Genomic DNA, 16,477 nt, shown 5'->3' on the forward strand with positions numbered 1-16,477 from the left:
ACATCGTCGTCTACGTCAGAAGCCAGCCCCAGCTGGGCGACCAGATCGTCGCCTTCGCGACGCTCTACCAGCTCAAGGCCTGGTGGCCCGCGCGGCAGGTCAAGGTCGTCGCGCGCGACGACGTCGGCCACATCTACCGCGGCCTGCCGTGGGTCGATGAATTCGTGCGCGCCCGCAGCCTGCTGGATTACGCCCGCAGCCTGACCGCGCGGACCCAGGTGTCGGTCAGCCTGCACCACAGCAGCGAACGCTTCGGCCTCATCAACCTGCTGCGGCTGCCCGCCATCCGGCTGGGCTTTCGCAATGCCCGCTTCAGCGACCTGGTGTGGACCCATTGCCATCGCAAGGACGAGGCCGAGTACATCGGCCTGGCCAACCTGCGCCTGCTGGCGTCGTACCGTCCGCTGAACGCCGAGGAGGCGGCGCGCCGCTGCTTCACCGAACTGGCCCGCGCGCACCGACACACCACGCTCGGCGCGGACGTGGTGTTCATTCCCGGCGGCGGATCGGGTCCCTTCAAGCGCTGGAGCCTGGCGCACTACCTGCGGCTGGCCGACCGGCTCAAGCCGCTGCTGGGCGCCGACACCCGCTACACCTTCGTGCTGGGCCAGCAGGAAGCGCGCGAGCGCGCCGAGCTGGACGCCCTGCGGCGCGCCGACATCGAAGTGGCCTACTGTCGGCCGCTGTCCGAACTGAGCGCGATCATGCTGCGCGCGCCTGGTGGTGGCCAACGACTGCGGCCCGTCGCACGTGGCGCAGGCTGCCGGCGTGCCCTACGTCGGCATCTTCAACAGCGCCAATCCGGAATGGTTCTGGCGCCGTCGCAACGCCACCGACGTCGTGCCGCGGCATCCGCGCGACGGCATCAACTCGATCACCCCGGACCAGGTCGCGCACGCCTGTGCACGCGTGCTGTCGCACGCGCCCGCGGCCCGCGCCTGACACGCGGCCGTCCTTACCCATCAGGTCACACCATGCGGATCCTGCATACTCTCGGCGAAAAAAGCCTGGGCGGACTCGAGTTCCGCACGCTCGACCAGGCCTGCTGGCTGGCGCGCCACGGCCATGACGCGGCCATCGCCGCCCCCGCCGGCAGCGCCATCAACCTGGCGGCGCGCCAGCGCGGCATCGCCACCGTCGACATCAACTTCGACGCGCCCTATTCGCCGGTCACCGTGCTGCGGCTGCGGCGCGCCGTGCGGCGCCTGCACATCGACGTCATCGACAGCCATAGCCGCGCCGACGGCAAGACCGGCGCGCTGTGCCGCGACCTGTGCGCCGTGGTGCGCACTCGCCATTTCGCCAAGCCCATGCCGACCAGCGCGCGCCGCCGCCTGGAATGGAAGCTGGGCTGCGACCACGTGATCGCCACCAGCGCCGCCGGCCGCGACGCGCTGCTGGACGCGCGGCTGGCGCCGGCCGACCGCATCAGCGTGGTGGGCGAGTGGGCCGGCGACGAGTTCTTCCGCGCCGCCGACAAGCCGGGCGTGCGCCGCCAGGTGCGGCGCGAGCTGGCGCTGGGCCCGCACGACTACGTGATCTCGACCATCGGCATGCTGCGCCCCGAGAAACGCCAGGCCGACCTGCTGCGCGTGGTGCTGCGGCTGCGCCGCCACGCGGTGCCGGCCACCGCGCTGGTGGTGGGCATGGCCACCGCCGCCACCCAGGCGTACGCGAACGAGCTGCGCATCCTGGCCGCGCAGCTCGGCATTGCCGAGCACGTGGTGTTCGCCGGCCACCGCGCCGACGTGGCCGATCTCATCCATGCCTCCGACGTGGTGCTGGTGCCGTCCGCCACCGAAGCCTGGTCGCGGGTGGTGCCGGAGTCGTTCGCCGTGCGCTGCCCCGTGGTGGCCAGCAATGTCGGCGGCCTGCCCGAGATCGTCCGGCCCGGCGACACCGGCTGGCTGGCCGAGCCCGGCGACATCGCCGGCTTCGCCGACCGCATCATGCAGATCCGCGCCGACCCCGCCGCCACCGCCGCCGCCGTGGCCCATGCGCGCGGCTACGCCGAATCGCACTTCCGCCTGGCCGGCCAGATGCACCGCACGCTGGATGCTTACGCGCACGCGATGGCGCGGACATAGGCGCCGCCGCGAGCGGCATCCCGGACGAGCCCGTGACGCGTTCGAGCCCGTCCTCGAGCCGCGCCGCATATACCTGGTTACGTCTTTTACGCTGACGATTTCCTGTCTGGGCCGACCTGGAAATAGAATTCGCGCTTTCGGACTTCACGAGAAGCGCCTCATGATCCGCCGCACCCTGTCCATCGGTTCCGCCGCCCTGGGTTTCGCCCTGGTGAGCGGTTGCGTCTACCACCCGCCCGCCAACCAGCTGAACCGCTACGCCAACAGCATGATCGGCCAGAACCTCGACGCGGTCACCGCGCAGTTCGGCCCCGAGGATGCCCAGGGCGGCTCGGCCGCCTATCCCAACATCGGCACCCCGCAGAACCCGCGCTACGTGCACACCTGGAGCCGCTACGGCTCGACCCAGCACCGGAACTTCGTCCAGACCGGCACGGCGTCGACGGGCAGCACGCTGGTCACGGTGCTGCCGGCCGGCGGCGGCCAGGGCGCCATCCCGATCTACCAGCAGAACACGGCGCCGACGGGCTACTACACCCAGGAAGGCGAATCCTGCTACATGTCGTTCACCACCGACGCCAACAAGACCATCGTGTCGTACGACCTCTTGGGCGGCTACTGCGACAAGCTGTTCCTGAGCGGAGGCTGATCCCGGCGGCCGCCGCCGGGCGCGGCCGCGCAGGCGCCCGGCGCATTGACTCCCGGCGCACCGGCGCCCGACGCATCGGCGCCCGGCGCATCGGCGCCCGACGCATCGTCAGCGCGCCGTCATTCGGATCCGCAAGCGAACGCTAGAGAAAGCCGGCCGCCCGGAACATCCGTTCGTAGATCTCGCGGATCACCGCCTGCTTGCGCAGGTTGTAGTCGGCCACCTGGTCCACCCCTTGCGCGGCGGCATGCTTGGCCGCCGCGTAGCGATCGCGGTCATCGTCATGCGCGCGCAGCCAGTCGCGGAACATGCGGTGGCGGATGTTCTCGGGGCAATCCGGGCCGAACACATGCAGGTTGACGCGCGGCGCCGCCAATTGCAGGCAGCGATGCTGGTGCCACGACGGCTCGCGGATCGTCAGCACATAGCCCAGCGCTTCCAGCGCGGGCACGTAAGCGGCCTCGTCGGCCGGGTCGGCCACCGCCACGTCGATGTCCACCACCGGCTTGGCCGGCAGCCCCGGCACCGCCGTCGACCCCACGTGGTCGATGCGCAGCGCCGCCGGCCCCAGCGCCGCCGCGATGTCGGCGGCCAGGCGCGCATAGCGCGCGGGCCAGTCCGGGTCGTACGGCGCCACCGCCACCGCTTCCGGCGCCGGCTTGCCGCGCACCCACGGATCCTCGTCGGGATCCGAGTCGTAGTGCCGCATGATGTCTTCGGGCGTGGGCATGGCGTGTCCTTGGGCAACGAACCGCTATTGTAGAAAGCCCGCGTCAGGGCGCCGGCAGATCGCGCAGCCACGCGGCCATGTCGTCGGCCACCTCGCCCATGCGGCTGACGCCGTCCGCGTCGCGCAGGCCATGGTCCAGCCGCGGATAGGCGCGATAGGCGACATTGCGCTGCCCCGCGCGCCGCAGATCCTCGACCATGCGTTCGACCGCCTCCGGCGACACCGAGGCGTCGCGCCCGCCCTGCACGATCAGCAACGGCGTGCGCACGCGCGCGAGCACCGCCTGTTGATCCAGCGCCAACGCCTGCCGCCACCATGCGTGGCCGTGACTGCTGGCCACCAGATCCGACGACGGCGTCTCGCGCAGGAACGCGGCGAACTCCCGGAACCCCGCCGCCGAGGCCGCCTTGGCCTCGTCCGGCGTGTCGCCGGCCTCGATGGTGTGCAGCACATCGTCGAGAAACCAGCGCCCGCCGCCATTGAAGGCGATACTGGCGTCGACCGACCCGCCGCGCGCGGCCAGCAGGTTGGCCACCACCGCGCCTTCGCTGCCGCCCAACGCCACCACGCGCCGGTACGCGCCATGACGGCGCAGCAAAGCGATCACGGCCTCGTAGTCGCGCACGCGCTGGTCGAAGTCGTCATGCAGCAGGTACGCCCGCGGACAATCGGCGCGGTTCTCGCCGTCGTCCTGCTGATAGGGCAAGGCCGCGTCGATGCCGTACTTGTCGACCGTCAACACATCGGCCGCCGGCAGCGCCCGCCACAGCTGCTCGCGGATCGCGCGGTTGTGCGCGACGCTGTTGCAGTCGGATCCCTGCGCCACCACCAGCAGGCTGTCGGCGGCCCGCGCCGGATCGCGCTGCTGCAGGTAATAGGCGATCGACGAGCCGTCGGGGCGCGGCAAGCGGCCCTGCTCGATCAGTTGGGCGTGGACGGGCAGGCAGGCAGCCAGGATGGCGGCCGATAGCAGCAGGCGAACCCAACGCTGCCGCAATCGCAGACAAACCCGCGGCGTCTCTTTGATTTTTGTACCCAGCGTCATGCTGCGAAGGATACGCCATGTCCAGGCGTCCGAGTTTTCGCCCACGGCCGCCGCGTCAAGGCTGCTGGCGTCATAGACTGCCTCGTTGCAAGCATGAGTTGCCGTGCGCGCGCCATCACACCGGAAATCTCATTGCGACAGCGGCAAAACGCCCGATGCCTGGCGGGCATTCATGCCTCATGCGCGCGCAAGCGCACATTCTCCAGTGGGACCCACCCGGCAGCCCCATCGGACAATCTCGTCGCCCACACCCACCCGTTTTGTTGACGCCCGCCATGCAGGATCTCGCCCGGAACCACATCCAATTCCTTGTTGGTGAAGTCCTCCCGCAACGAAGCGGTGCCGTCCCCGTGCCGCGCCAGGATCTGCCCCGGCACGAAACCCGCCTCCTGCCCGGGCGCCGAGCACAGGTACCAGTCGGGCCAACCTTCCGGCCCGTCATAGACCTCTCCGACCGACACGCGATCGCCCGATTTCAAGACCAGGGGCTCGGGGAATTCGCTGACATGCGGCGCGATGACGATATAGGCGTGTTCGATAGTCATGGAAAAACCTCAAGTGGGATGCGCATGCTCTCGCGGGCAAGGCAAAGCGGGCAGGGTTGTGTATATTTGTGTATTGTAGGCAGGCATGCAGCATGAACAGCGCGGACCTCATCAAGCAATTGAAGGCCGACGGCTGGCATCTGGTGCACACCGTGGGATCGCATCATCAATTCAAGCATCCGATCAAACCCGGCAAGGTCACGGTGCCACACCCCAAGAAAGACCTGCCGATGCGGACCCTGCGCAGCATCCTCAAGCAAGCCGGCCTGCGTTAGCCGCCCCTTTGGAGATCCGAATGCTCTACCCGGTCCACGTACACAAGGATGAAGGCAGCGCCTACGGGGCCTCCTTCCCGGATTTTCCCGGCTGTTTCGCGGCCGCGGACGATCTGCAGGATCTGCCGCGCGCGGCCCAGGAAGCCGTGGAAGCACATTTCCACGGCGACACCGCGGGCATTCCCGCACCCTCAACGCCCGAAGCGTGGATGGGCCACGAAGACTTCCAGGGCGGCTACTGGATGATGGTGGATATCGATCTGTCCAAGGTCAACACCAAAGCCGTCAGGCTGAACATCAGCCTGCCCGAGAACCTGGTGCATCGCATCGACCAGGCCGCCGAGGCCCGCCACATGTCGCGTTCCGCGTTCCTGGCCATGGCCGCCGAACACGAAATGTCCGCGTCCGCGGCCTGAGGCCAGTCCTTCGCGTCGTCGGCAACTTTCCAACGCTGGCTTGATTGTTCTAGTAATTGCCAGGTCGGCAACCCACGAAACCGCACAAACGGTTGACTCCATGGGTGATCCTGGCGCGGCAGGAGGGGCTCGAACCCCCGACCCCGGGCTTAGAAGGCCCGTGCTCTATCCAGCTGAGCTACTGCCGCGCGGTGTGTGACTGTCCGGAACCAGTCCGGGCGGCGCATTTTACCCTGTTGCGGACGGCCCGTGGCGCCGCCGGGCCGCACCGCCCGGTTTATCAGTCGCTGGAACGGTTCACTCCTCGCCCAGGTCGGCGTGGGTGGACACCCACAGCACCAGCGCGTCCTGTTTGCTCAGGCTGATCACCCGGTGGCCCATGCGGCTGTCGATATAGAAGCTCTCGCCCGCCTTCAGCCGTGCCGGCTCGTAGAACTCGGTGTACAGCTCGACCTCGCCTTCCAGCACGTAGACGAATTCCTCCCCGCCATGGCGGCTCCAGTCCTGGAATTCGTCGAACGAGCGCGCCTTGACGCGGGTGTGGAACGGCATCATGCGCTTGTGCGACAGCGCGGTACAGAGCAGGCGGTGGTCGTAATACGGGGTTTCGTACTGGCGGCCTTCGCCCTGGCGGCTGAGGCTGCGGCGGCCGGTGCCCATGTGGGCGTCCGAGGCGGTGAACAACTCGGCCACGTCCAGGTCCAGGCCCGCGGCGATCTTGATCAGGTTGTCATAGGTGGGCGAGAGCAGGCCGTTCTCGATTTTCGAGAGCGTGGACGCGGATACGCCGGTGGCCTGCGCCGCCTGCTTGAGCGTCCAATCGCGCGCCTGGCGCAGGGCTCGCAGCCGTTGTGCCAACACGCTCTGTTTGTTGCCTTGCATCTGTACACCCTGTCATGCCCGCGACTGCCGCTCCCGCCACCAATCGCGCGCCTGGTAAGACCAATATGTGAGTTGAACCGCCGCCGTGCCCAGCACCCCGCCGTTCCAGGCCAGCCCGAACGGCTCGAACAGCCGGTAACGCTGGCTGTCGCCGGAAATCCCTTCGGCCACGACGCGGCCGCCGATGGCGGTGGTGTTCATGCCGTGCCCGCCAAAGGCCGTGCAGTACCAGACGTCGGGCGCCAGCTTGCCGATCTGCGGCATCAGATGCCGCGCGTAGGCCATGCGCCCGGACCACGCGGTCTCGACGCGCAGCCCCTGCAATTGGGGGTAGACGCTGAGCAGTTCGCGGCGCAGGGACTCGGCCAGATCGGGCGGATCATCGACACGGGTGGTGATTCTACTGCCCCAGCCGATGCGGCCGCCATCGAGCACCCGGTAGTAGTTGCCGGCGCGGCGGTCGTCGCCGATGGCGGCCTGGGTGCGGATGGCCTCGCGCACCCGCTCGCCCAGCGGCTCGGTCAGCATGATGTAGGTGGCGATCGGCAGCATCGCCCGACGCAGCGCCGGCACCACGTCGCCGGTATAGCCGCCGGTGGCCAGCACCACGGTGCGCGCATCGACCTGGCCGGCGGCGGTCCGCAGCTGGCGCGACGGCCCCTCGAAACGCGCCTGGGTGACGGGCGAATCCTCGTGGATGCGCACGCCCAGCCGCGCGCACTCGCGCGCCAGGGCGCGGGCGTAGTTCAGCGGATGGAAGTGGAACGACGACAGGTCCTCGATGCCCTGGAAGTAGGCGTCCGACAGCAGCCGCTCGCGCACCTCGGCGCGGCCCAGCAGGCGCACGTCGCGGCCGAAATCGCGCCACTGGTCCTCGCAATAGCGCCGCAGCGCGTCGCTGGCCTCGTAGCGCACCACCCGCAGGCGGCCGTCGACCTTGTGGGCGTCGGCGATGCGCAGGTCGCGGATGTTGTCGCGGATGATGTCGACGCCCTCCATCGACAGCCGGTACAGCTGGCGGTAGTGGTCTTCGTCGACGTGCTTGCGGATGGCGTCGGCGCCGGCCGAGAACGCGGGCGACACCGAGCCGCCGTTGCGGCCCGAGGCGCCCCAGGCGATGCGGCGCCCTTCCAGCAGCGTCACGGCGCGGCCGCGGCGGGCCAGTTCCAGCGCCGTGGTCAGGCCGGCCAGCCCGCCGCCCACGACGCAGACGTCGGTCTCGGCCGCGCCCGCCAGCGGCGGGTAGTAGGTCTGCGCATCGCCCAGCGTGCGCTTGTAATAGGTGTCGATGTACTCGGTAGCCATGGTCGTGGGTCAGGGCCCGTGCGGGACTCTCGTCGATGTGGGCGGGCCTAGTTCAGCCCGGCGCCCTGCAGCCCGCCGGTCAGGCGCTTCTCCAGCCAGGTGGCCAGGCGCAGCAGCGGATAGCAGTACAGGAAGTAGATGGCGGCGATCATGCTGTAGATGAACAGCGATTTCGCCGGGAAGGTGATGATGAAGACCTCGCCCTGCCGCGTCAGCTCGGTGATGCCGACCACCGACAGGATGGCGGTGCTCTTGATCAGCATGACGTAGACGCCGCTCATGGGCTGCACGATCAGGCGCATGGCCTGCGGCAGGATCACCAGCCGCAGGATCTGCAACGGCCGCAGGCCCAGCGTCATGGCGCCCTCGGTCTGGCCGCGCGGCACGGCGCGGATGGCGCCGCTGACGATCTCGGCCACGTAGCACGAGGTGTAGACCGACAGCGACACGAACGCGGCCGTGCCCGACTCCCAGTGCAGCAGCTCGATGCCGGTGCTGGGCAGCACGAAGTAGAAGATGTAGAGCTGCACCAGGAACGGCGTGCCGCGCAGCACGTGGATGTACAGCCCCAGCAACTGGTGCAGGCCGCGGATGCGGTAGCTGCGGATGACGCCGATCACGAAGCCCAGCAGCGAGCCCGCGATGATCGCCATGAACGAGATCTTCAGCGTCTCCCAGAAGCCCTTGAGCAGGAACGGCAGCACGACGCCGGCGGTGGACAGGTAGGAATCCAGCATGCTTACCTCGCGTTCCAGGCGGGACCGGCCAGCCACAGGCTCACGCCGCGCGACAGCATCAGCATCACGGCATAGATCAGCAGATAGCCGGCGGCGATGGTCAGGAAGCTCTCGGTGGGCACGATGCGGTCGCTGTTCATCTGCACGCCCGCGGCCACCAGTTCGAAGACGGTAATCAGCGACAGCAGCGAGGTGTCCTTGATGAGGACCGCGGTCTGCCCCAGCAGCGGCGGCAGCGTGTTGGCGAAGGCCTGCGGCAGCACCACGTAGCGCAGGCGCTGGTGGTAGTTCATGCCGCAGGCCTTGGCGCCTTCGATCTGGCCGCGCGGCACCGACTCGATGCCGACGCGGATGATCTCGCTCATGTAGGCGGCGTGGTGCAGCGTCATGGCCAGGATGCCCAGCAGCATCTCGCTCCAGCCCTTGGCGCCGGGCACCAGCATCGGCACCGCGTAATACACCAGGTAGATCTGCACCAGCAGCGGGGTCGAGCGGATGAACTGCACGTAGCCCTCCACCGGCCGCCAGACCGCGGCGCGCGGCGACATGCGCGCCAGCGCCAGCGGAATGCCGGCCAGCACCGACAGCACCAGGCTGACGCCGGCCGCGATCAGGGTGTTGGCCAGCCCGGTGGCGAACTGGCCCGTGTACTGGCTGACGATGCGCCAGTTGTAGTAGTCGATCAGCCAGTCCATTCAGGTCCTGTCGGTCAGTGGTGGGAAGCGCGCGCGATCAGTGGTCTTTCTTCCAGTCGGTCGAATACCAGTACTTGACCTGTTCCGGCAGCGTGTTGTCGGCGGTCTTGAGCGTCTGCCAGTTGTCGAGCCAGAACTTCAGGCGGAAGGCGTTGGGGCCGACGGCGAAGGCCAGCGGCTCGCGCACCATGATGCCGTCCAGCACCCGCAGGTTGCCGAAGTCGACCAGGAACTGGTTGGCGGTGGACAGGGACATGATGCCGGCGTCCAGGCGGCCGGTGGACAGCGCCTGGCCGACCGGCGCGCTGCCGCCGGAGAATTCCTTGAGCGTGGCCTTGGGCAGCATCTTCTTGCCGACCTCGGCATAGGTGCTGGCGCCCAGCGCGCCGACGGTCACGCCGTCCTTGTCCAGTTCCGCGTACGACTTGTACGGCGAATCCTTGGGCACCACGGCGACGGTGTCGGCGTAGAACATCGGCGCCGAGAACAGCACCTGGGCGGCGCGCGCCGGGGTCGGCGTCATGTCGGCGGCCACCATGTCGGCCTTGCCCGACAGCAGCGCCGGGATCAGGCCCTTCCATTCGTAGTCCTGCAGCACCAGCTTGACGCCCAGGTCGTCGGCCATGCGCTTGGCCACCTCGACCGCCAGGCCGGTGCGCTTGCCGCTCTTGTCCATGAAGCTCATCAGCGGGCCGGAGGTCTGCACCGCCACCCGCAGTTCGCCGCGCTTGATGATGTCCGACAGCTCGTCGGCGCGGGCCGGCTGCGCGATCGCCGCCACGGCCAGCGCGACGCCGGCGGCGCCCAGCCATTGTTTGATTTTCAGCATTTGCTTCCCCTTCTGGATGAATGACGTGTGTCGTTCCGGGCGTACACCTGATGCCGGCGGCGCCCGGTCAGGCCGGGCCGGCCCTGCTTGCTGCGGTTGCTGCGTGATGCGGTGTGATGCTTGATGCTTGATGCCTGTCACGTGATGCGTGTTGCGTGATGCGTGAAGCGAAGACTGCGTGATGCGCAAATACGAACGGCCATGCGGGCTGGCGCCAACGGCGCTGCCCGCTACAGGATCTTTTCCAGGAAAGCGCGGGTGCGCGCCTCTTTCGGCTGGCCGAAGACCTCGGCCGGGGTGCCGGACTCGACGATGCGGCCGGCGTCCATGAACAGGGCGCGGTCGCCCACGTCGCGGGCGAAGCCCATCTCGTGCGTCACCACCGCCATGGTCATGCCGTCGCGCGCCAGGGCGTGCATCAGCTCCAGGATGCCGCAGACGGTCTCCGGATCGAGCGCCGAGGTGGCTTCGTCGAACAGCATCAGCTTGGGATCCATCGCCAGGGCGCGGGCGATCGCCACGCGCTGCTGCTGGCCGCCGGACAACTGGCTGGGATAGCGCGCGCCGAAGTCGGCCATGCCGACCCGGTCCAGCAATTCGAGCGCGTAACGCTCGGCCTGGGCCCGGTCGCGGCCGCGCACCACGCGCTGCGGCAGGGCCACGTTGTCGAGCGCGGTGCGATGCTGGAACAAATTGAAGTGCTGGAACACCATGCCGACGTCGGTGCGCCAGCGGTTGACGTCGGTGGCCGGGTCGGTCAGCGACACGCCGTCGACCCGGATGGTGCCGCTGTCGATGCGCTCCAGGCCATTGAGGGTGCGCAGGAAGGTGCTCTTGCCCGAGCCCGACGGCCCCACCACCACCAGCACCTCGCCACGGTCCAGACGGCAGTCGATGCCCGCCAGCGCCAGATGATCGGGCTGGCCTTCGCGCTGGTAGGTCTTGGTGACCGACTCGACTAGCAGCAGGGGTTCTGACACGCGCATCGCCTTCAAAAAAAGGTTTCGCATTTCACGCTGGAGTTTCGTATAGTAAATTTATTTCCAGAATCGCCACTTAGGCATAACCCTTAAGCGAAGGCTCGCCCCTTCGCCGGCATCTCCAAGGAACCGGTATGGACACGCCCCAAGACATCCTGCGCGCACTCGGCCTCACCCCCGCGACCCTGACCGGCGGCACGCTCGTCGCCCGCAGCCCGATCGACGGCGCCGAGCTGGCCCAGGTCCACGAGCACACGGTGGCGCAGGCCCATGCGGCCATCACCCGCGCCCGCCAGGCCAGCCTGGCCTGGCGCGACGTGCCGGCGCCGCGCCGCGGCGAACTGCTGCGCCTGTTCGGCGAGACGCTGCGCCAGCACAAGCGCGAGCTGGGCCGCCTGGTCAGCCTGGAAGCCGGCAAGATCGTGGCCGAGGGCGAAGGCGAGGTTCAGGAAATGATCGACATCTGCGACTTCGCCGTGGGCCTGTCGCGCCAGCTGTACGGCCTGACCATCGCCTCCGAGCGCCCCGGCCACCGCATGATGGAAACCTGGCATCCGCTGGGCGTGGTGGGCGTCATCAGCGCCTTCAACTTCCCGGTGGCGGTGTGGTCGTGGAATGCCGCGCTGGCGCTGGTGTGCGGCAACGCCGTGGTCTGGAAGCCGTCGGAAAAGACGCCGCTGACCGCCCTGGCCTGCCAGGCGCTGTTCGCGCAGGCGGTACAGCGCTTCGGCGACGCGCCGGCCGGCCTGTCGGAAGTGCTGATCGGCGGCCGCGACATCGGCGAGGCGCTGGTGGATTCGCACGCCGTGGCGCTGGTGTCGGCCACCGGCTCGACCCGCATGGGCCGCCAGGTCGGCCCGCGCGTGGCGCAGCGCTTCGGCCGCGTGCTGCTGGAACTGGGCGGCAACAACGCCATCATCGTCGGCCCCACCGCCGACCTCGACATGGCCGCGCGCGGCATCGTCTTCGGCGCCATCGGCACCGCCGGCCAGCGCTGCACCACCACGCGCCGCCTGATCGTGCACGAAAGCGTGGCCAACGACCTGCTGCAACGCCTGCACAAGGCCTATGCCAGCGCGCCCATCGGCAACCCGCTGGACGGCAAGAACCTGGTCGGCCCGCTGATCGACCGCGCCTCGTTCGACGCCATGCAGGCCGCGCTCAAGGCCGCCGGCGAACAGGGCGGCAAGGTCACCGGCGGCGAACGCGTGCTGGCCGACCAGTACCCGGACGCCTGGTACGTGCGCCCCGCCATCGCCGAGATGCCCGGCCAGACCGACGTGGTCTGCCACGAGACCTTCGCGCCGATCCTGTACGTGATGCGCTACAGCGACTTCAACCAGGCGCTGGCGCTGCAGAACGGCGTGCCGCAAGGCCTGTCGTCGGCCATCTTCACCAACGACCTGCGCGAGGCCGAGACCTTCCTGTCGGCCTCGGGTTCGGACTGCGGCATCGCCAACGTCAACATCGGCACCTCGGGCGCCGAGATCGGCGGCGCCTTCGGCGGTGAAAAGGAAACCGGCGGCGGCCGCGAGTCGGGTTCGGATGCCTGGCGCAACTACATGCGCCGCGCCACCAACACCATCAACTACTCGCGCAACCTGCCGCTGGCGCAGGGCATCAAGTTCGGCGAATAAGCCGCGCGCCCCGTGGCCCCATGACCCGCACAGGCAATGCCGTGCGGGCATCATGGGGCCACCGGCGTCAATCGCCGAACGCGAAGGGCATCCTGGCGTGATGCTCGATGTCCTCGGCCACCTGCATGCACAGGTCCGCGCGGAAGTCGGCGGCGAACAGTTGCACGCCCTGGGGCACATGGCCATCACGCAGTCCCGTCGGCACGCTCATGGAGGGATAGTTCAAGGCCACCAGCGACAGCAGGGGAATCTGCGCCGGGAGCAGCACATTGCGGAAGTGGTCGGCGCCTTTCAAGTCATCCCCCCACCGGAACGGCTCCTGCCCCGAGATCGGCAGCATGATCACGGGATACACCGCCAGGATCTCGTTGTAGCGCCGCCTCAGTTCATCGCGCTTGGCAATGGCGAGGATGTATTCGCGCAGGTCCTTGGCGCCCCCATACACGTCGCACATATCCCGCCATGCCCGCTGGATGTCGCGGGAACCCAATTCGGCAACGACCTCGCCCATCATGGTGGTTTTATCGGCGACCACGATCTTGCTCCAGACTTCCGTCGCCAGCAGGAAATCCGGCAGCGTTATCTCTTCGACCACATAGCCATCCTGCTCCAGCCAGGCCGCGGTCTTGCGCAGATTGTCCTTGATGACGGGTTCGATCCGCATGCCCTCTATTTCCGTCACCAGCGCGATGCGCTTGATCCTGTGTTCGTCATAGGTCAGCGGCGCGGGCACCCAGGCCTGATCCCGGATACTTTTGCGTGACAGCACCTCCAGCCCCAGGCGGATGTCGTTGACGCAACGCGCCAGGGGGCCTTCGACCGAAAAGAACGCACTGGCAAACGCCCGGCCGCCGGGACTGCCGGGATCGAATTGCGGCACCGTGCCCCAGGTCGGGCGCAACCCGTACACCCCGCAGGCATACGCCGGATAACGAATCGAGCCGCCGATATCGTTGCCATGCCCGATGAAACCCATGCCCGAGGCCACGGCGCTTGCCGCGCCGCCGCTGCTGCCGCCGGGCGTCAATGCCTCGTCCCAGGGATTCAGCGTGCGTCCGAACAGCGGATTCTCGGAGAAAAAACGCAGCGCGAATTCCGGCAGATTGGTCATGCCGAGCGTGACGCAGCCCGCGGCGTTGAAGTTTTCCGCGATCGTGCTGTCGTGCTGGCTGACACGATTCCTGAAGACGCCGCCGTTGGTGTTTCTCTCGCCCTTCACATCGACGTTGTCCTTGATCGTGACGGGAACGCCATGCAGGGGCGACAACAGCGTTCCGCGCGCCAACAGCTCGTCGGCCTGCCTGGCCTGAAGCAGCGCCTTGTCCGTCATCAGGTTGATGATGGCATTCAGCCGCGGATTGACCTGCTCGATGCGATCGAGCACGCTTTGGGTCGCCTCGACCGAACTGACCGCCTTGTGGCGAATGGCCCGCGCGATTTCGGTGGCCGTCCACTGCCAGAGCGGCGTGGCGGGCAGGCTTTTCCTGACTGCCGTGGTGTCGTTGAAATGCATGACGGACTCTCCTTGTCCTGACGATCGATCTTCTCAGTCCCAGCATTCCGCGTTTTCAATGCCAAGTTTCCTGGCGCTGAAGGTCGGATTGATGCCCTGTCTCTTTTGGTTCAGAAAGTCATCCACGCTGACCTTCACCACCTTGAACAACAGAAACACGGCGACGATATTGATGGTGGCGCACAGGCCCATCACCACATTGGCCGTGTTCCATGCCAGGTCCAGCGAGGCCTGCGCGCCGATGAACAGGACCCCTATCGTGACGATCCGGTATGCGTTCACCGTCAGGCGCTTATCCGAGATGTACTTGAGGTTCATCTGGCCGATGTAATACGAACCCACCAGCACCGTGGCGGTCAGCACCACGATCAGGAAGGTCATGTAGTAGTTGCCGAACACGCCCAACGACTCGCGCATGGCGGATTGCACCAATGGCAGGGCCGTCAGCCTCTGCCCGTCCGCATCGGTCAGCGCATTGCCGTAACTGTCGCTGAACAGCACGAAAAGCACGCTCAGCGAGGCAATCAGCGTATCGACGAACACGCAGAATGCCTGGACGATCCCCTGCTTGACCGGATGGCTGGTATGCGCGGCCGCGGCCGCCCCCGGCACGGAGCCCAGCCCGGCCTCGTTGGCGAACATCGCCCGCTTGATGCCGATGACGAGCACGCTGCCGGCAAAGCCGCCCAGGATGCTGCCGACGTCAAAGGCGCTGTCGAGTATCTGTCCGAGTATCCGTCCGGCCTTGTCCCAGTGGATGGCGATGCTGTACAGGGCGATCAGGATGAAACCCACGGACATGAACGGCGTGACATAGCTGGTGAATCTCGCGATGTACCTGCCGCCGCCAAAGAACATGATCGACGCGAACACGACGATGCCGGCGCCCACGTACAGGCTCAGATGGCTCGCGCCGGCGGCCGCCGCCGGCACCCAGGGTTCGAAGGAGGTGTAGATGGTGTAGCTGAACAGCACGGAAAACGACCAGCCTGTCAGGATCATCAGCGCGCTGCTGACAATGGCGAGCTTCCTGGCGCCCAGTCCTTTCGCCAGGTAGTACGGCGCCCCGCCCTTGAAGCCGTCGCCATCGCGGCTCTTGTAGACCTGCCCCAGGGTGTTTTCCGCCACGGAAATGGCACCGTTCAGGAAGGCCGCCAGCCACATCCAGACGATCACGCCCGGGCCTCCCTGCACCACGGCGACCGCCATGCCGACGATCGTGCCGATGCCGACGCGCGTCCCCATGGAGATCATCAAGGCCTCATAGGGCGAAATATGGCTCTTGTTCCCTTTTGCGCCGTGGTCTTTTTCGGTAATCACGGAGAGCGCGTATTTCGCCATCACGACCTGGGGAAACTTCAACCGGATGCTGTAATAGATGCCGACAGCCAGCAGGATCACGATGAAATAGCGGCCCCAGATGATGTCGTCGAGCCAGTTGATGTATGCCTCCAGATGGAGCATGCAGCCATGGCAGACGGAGGATTCCATGTTCAGCGCCCGTTTTTCTGGTGATTTTCTTGATGGCCACTCGGTGCGCGTGGCCAATCGTTGGGGACCGAGGAACCTGGCGACGACGCGACGGAATGCGAAGACACGCTTGAATCCGGCGATCCCGGACATTCATGCGTTGAAGTCTATCTTCAGAGTATTGGGCTGCTAACCGGCATAGGTCTTATATGCGGGCGGCGCCTGCGGCATGCCGCGGGCGCTCAGGGATGGTCCCCGCGCATGTTGCAAGTCCTACATTCGATAAGCCCGACTTACAAAATGTAGGCCGGGGCGATGCTACATTGCTTCGTCACAATTCAAACGGCCTTCCATGACCATGTCCCGACGCATCGCCCTTCCCTTGCGCACCCTCACCGCCGCCCTGGCCCTGGGCCTGGGCGGCACCGCGGCCGCCGGCGTGTCGTACCGGCTGGACCGGCCGTCCGCCGCCCCCGGCGATACCGTCACCATCGAGGCCGTGTATTTCAACGAAGGCAATGCCCGCGCCACCTGGGAAGCGCCGCCCGAGCTGGTGCTGCAGTGGCGCGGCCAGGATGGCCAGATCGTGCGCAGCCTGGCCAAGCTGCAGGGCGGCAAGGCCAATTACAGCGTGCCGGTCAACAATTTCGCGCGGATGGCCTGGAGCGCGGAAGTGCCCGCC

At 67.4% G+C, this 16,477-nt stretch carries 18 protein-coding genes, 1 tRNA gene and 1 pseudogene; 7 read left to right on the forward strand and 13 right to left on the reverse strand.

All coding sequences use genetic code 11. The features are described 5' to 3' along the window. Positions 1-731 (reverse strand): hypothetical protein (locus AOZ49_RS34020; protein ID WP_369815826.1); only part of this gene is annotated, 731 nt, incomplete at its 3' end. Between the two features lie 19 nt (positions 732-750). Between AOZ49_RS34020 and AOZ49_RS34025 the strand changes: the two genes are divergently transcribed. The 3 genes from AOZ49_RS34025 to AOZ49_RS19385 all read left to right on the forward strand — a co-directional run bounded on the left by AOZ49_RS34025 (position 751) and on the right by AOZ49_RS19385 (position 2,736). Beyond that, positions 751-942: a hypothetical protein gene (locus tag AOZ49_RS34025; protein WP_369815830.1), complete on the forward strand. Its 192-nt coding sequence runs from the start codon at positions 751-753 to the stop codon at positions 940-942. 32 nt (positions 943-974) lie between these two features. After that, positions 975-2,087: a glycosyltransferase family 4 protein gene (locus AOZ49_RS19380; RefSeq protein ID WP_054431615.1), complete on the forward strand. Its 1,113-nt coding sequence runs from the start codon at positions 975-977 to the stop codon at positions 2,085-2,087. Between the two features lie 160 nt (positions 2,088-2,247). Then, positions 2,248-2,736, forward strand: a complete 489-nt coding sequence (locus AOZ49_RS19385) for a hypothetical protein (protein ID WP_054477190.1) — start codon at positions 2,248-2,250, stop codon at positions 2,734-2,736. A gap of 142 nt (positions 2,737-2,878) precedes the next feature. Here AOZ49_RS19385 and AOZ49_RS19390 read toward each other — a convergent pair whose 3' ends face one another. The 3 genes from AOZ49_RS19390 to AOZ49_RS19400 all read right to left on the reverse strand — a co-directional run bounded on the left by AOZ49_RS19390 (position 2,879) and on the right by AOZ49_RS19400 (position 5,056). Continuing rightward, positions 2,879-3,466 carry a GrpB family protein gene (locus AOZ49_RS19390; protein WP_054477197.1) on the reverse strand — a complete coding sequence of 196 codons (588 nt, stop codon included), beginning with the start codon at positions 3,464-3,466 and terminating at the stop codon, positions 2,879-2,881. A gap of 43 nt (positions 3,467-3,509) precedes the next feature. After that, a complete protein-coding gene (locus tag AOZ49_RS19395; protein ID WP_231690392.1) occupies positions 3,510-4,373 on the reverse strand; it encodes an alpha/beta hydrolase family protein in 864 nt (287 codons plus the stop codon). Between the two features lie 308 nt (positions 4,374-4,681). Next, a complete protein-coding gene (locus tag AOZ49_RS19400; RefSeq protein ID WP_054477200.1) occupies positions 4,682-5,056 on the reverse strand; it encodes an SH3 domain-containing protein in 375 nt (124 codons plus the stop codon). 92 nt (positions 5,057-5,148) lie between these two features. On the opposite strand from AOZ49_RS19400, the gene AOZ49_RS19405 reads away from it, so the two are divergent. After that, a complete protein-coding gene (locus tag AOZ49_RS19405) occupies positions 5,149-5,331 on the forward strand; it encodes a type II toxin-antitoxin system HicA family toxin (RefSeq protein ID WP_054477203.1) in 183 nt (60 codons plus the stop codon). Between the two features lie 20 nt (positions 5,332-5,351). Continuing rightward, positions 5,352-5,747 carry a type II toxin-antitoxin system HicB family antitoxin gene (locus AOZ49_RS19410; RefSeq protein ID WP_054477206.1) on the forward strand — a complete coding sequence of 132 codons (396 nt, stop codon included), beginning with the start codon at positions 5,352-5,354 and terminating at the stop codon, positions 5,745-5,747. A gap of 111 nt (positions 5,748-5,858) precedes the next feature. Here AOZ49_RS19410 and AOZ49_RS19415 read toward each other — a convergent pair. From AOZ49_RS19415 to AOZ49_RS19445, 7 genes are all read right to left on the reverse strand, one after another. After that, positions 5,859-5,935, reverse strand: a tRNA-Arg gene (locus AOZ49_RS19415). A 109-nt stretch (positions 5,936-6,044) separates the two neighbouring features. After that, complete coding sequence (locus AOZ49_RS19420) at positions 6,045-6,629, reverse strand: helix-turn-helix domain-containing protein (protein WP_054477208.1); 585 nt, start codon at positions 6,627-6,629, stop codon at positions 6,045-6,047. 12 nt (positions 6,630-6,641) lie between these two features. Beyond that, a complete protein-coding gene (locus AOZ49_RS19425; protein ID WP_054477209.1) occupies positions 6,642-7,934 on the reverse strand; it encodes an NAD(P)/FAD-dependent oxidoreductase in 1,293 nt (430 codons plus the stop codon). Between the two features lie 47 nt (positions 7,935-7,981). Continuing rightward, a complete protein-coding gene (locus AOZ49_RS19430; protein WP_054431625.1) occupies positions 7,982-8,671 on the reverse strand; it encodes an amino acid ABC transporter permease in 690 nt (229 codons plus the stop codon). A 2-nt stretch (positions 8,672-8,673) separates the two neighbouring features. Then, positions 8,674-9,366, reverse strand: coding sequence for an amino acid ABC transporter permease (locus AOZ49_RS19435; protein ID WP_054477210.1), 693 nt, complete (start codon positions 9,364-9,366; stop codon positions 8,674-8,676). Between the two features lie 37 nt (positions 9,367-9,403). Continuing rightward, on the reverse strand, positions 9,404-10,195 hold the full coding sequence (locus AOZ49_RS19440; RefSeq protein ID WP_054431627.1) for an ABC transporter substrate-binding protein: 792 nt from the start codon (positions 10,193-10,195) through the stop codon (positions 9,404-9,406). A 230-nt stretch (positions 10,196-10,425) separates the two neighbouring features. Further along, entirely contained in the window at positions 10,426-11,181 is a 756-nt protein-coding gene (locus AOZ49_RS19445) for an amino acid ABC transporter ATP-binding protein (protein ID WP_054431737.1), read from the reverse strand. A gap of 128 nt (positions 11,182-11,309) precedes the next feature. On the opposite strand from AOZ49_RS19445, the gene AOZ49_RS19450 reads away from it, so the two are divergent. Then, positions 11,310-12,812: an L-piperidine-6-carboxylate dehydrogenase gene (locus tag AOZ49_RS19450; protein WP_054477211.1), complete on the forward strand. Its 1,503-nt coding sequence runs from the start codon at positions 11,310-11,312 to the stop codon at positions 12,810-12,812. 67 nt (positions 12,813-12,879) lie between these two features. On the opposite strand, the gene AOZ49_RS19455 is transcribed toward AOZ49_RS19450, so the two are convergent. Together AOZ49_RS19455 and AOZ49_RS19460 are read right to left on the reverse strand one after the other, a co-directional pair. Then, the gene (locus AOZ49_RS19455) at positions 12,880-14,325 is read right to left on the reverse strand and encodes an amidase (RefSeq protein ID WP_054431629.1); all 1,446 of its coding nucleotides are present in this window, start codon (positions 14,323-14,325) and stop codon (positions 12,880-12,882) included. A 33-nt stretch (positions 14,326-14,358) separates the two neighbouring features. Further along, positions 14,359-15,948 carry an alanine/glycine:cation symporter family protein gene (locus AOZ49_RS19460; RefSeq protein WP_082380502.1) on the reverse strand — a complete coding sequence of 530 codons (1,590 nt, stop codon included), beginning with the start codon at positions 15,946-15,948 and terminating at the stop codon, positions 14,359-14,361. A 199-nt stretch (positions 15,949-16,147) separates the two neighbouring features. On the opposite strand from AOZ49_RS19460, the pseudogene AOZ49_RS19465 reads away from it, so the two are divergent. Next, positions 16,148-16,477 (forward strand): annotated as a pseudogene (locus tag AOZ49_RS19465) (phospholipase); the annotation flags it as partial.

It is taken from the genome of Achromobacter sp. 2789STDY5608615 (assembly GCF_001298995.1).
Classification (GTDB): domain Bacteria; phylum Pseudomonadota; class Gammaproteobacteria; order Burkholderiales; family Burkholderiaceae_B; genus Achromobacter; species Achromobacter insuavis.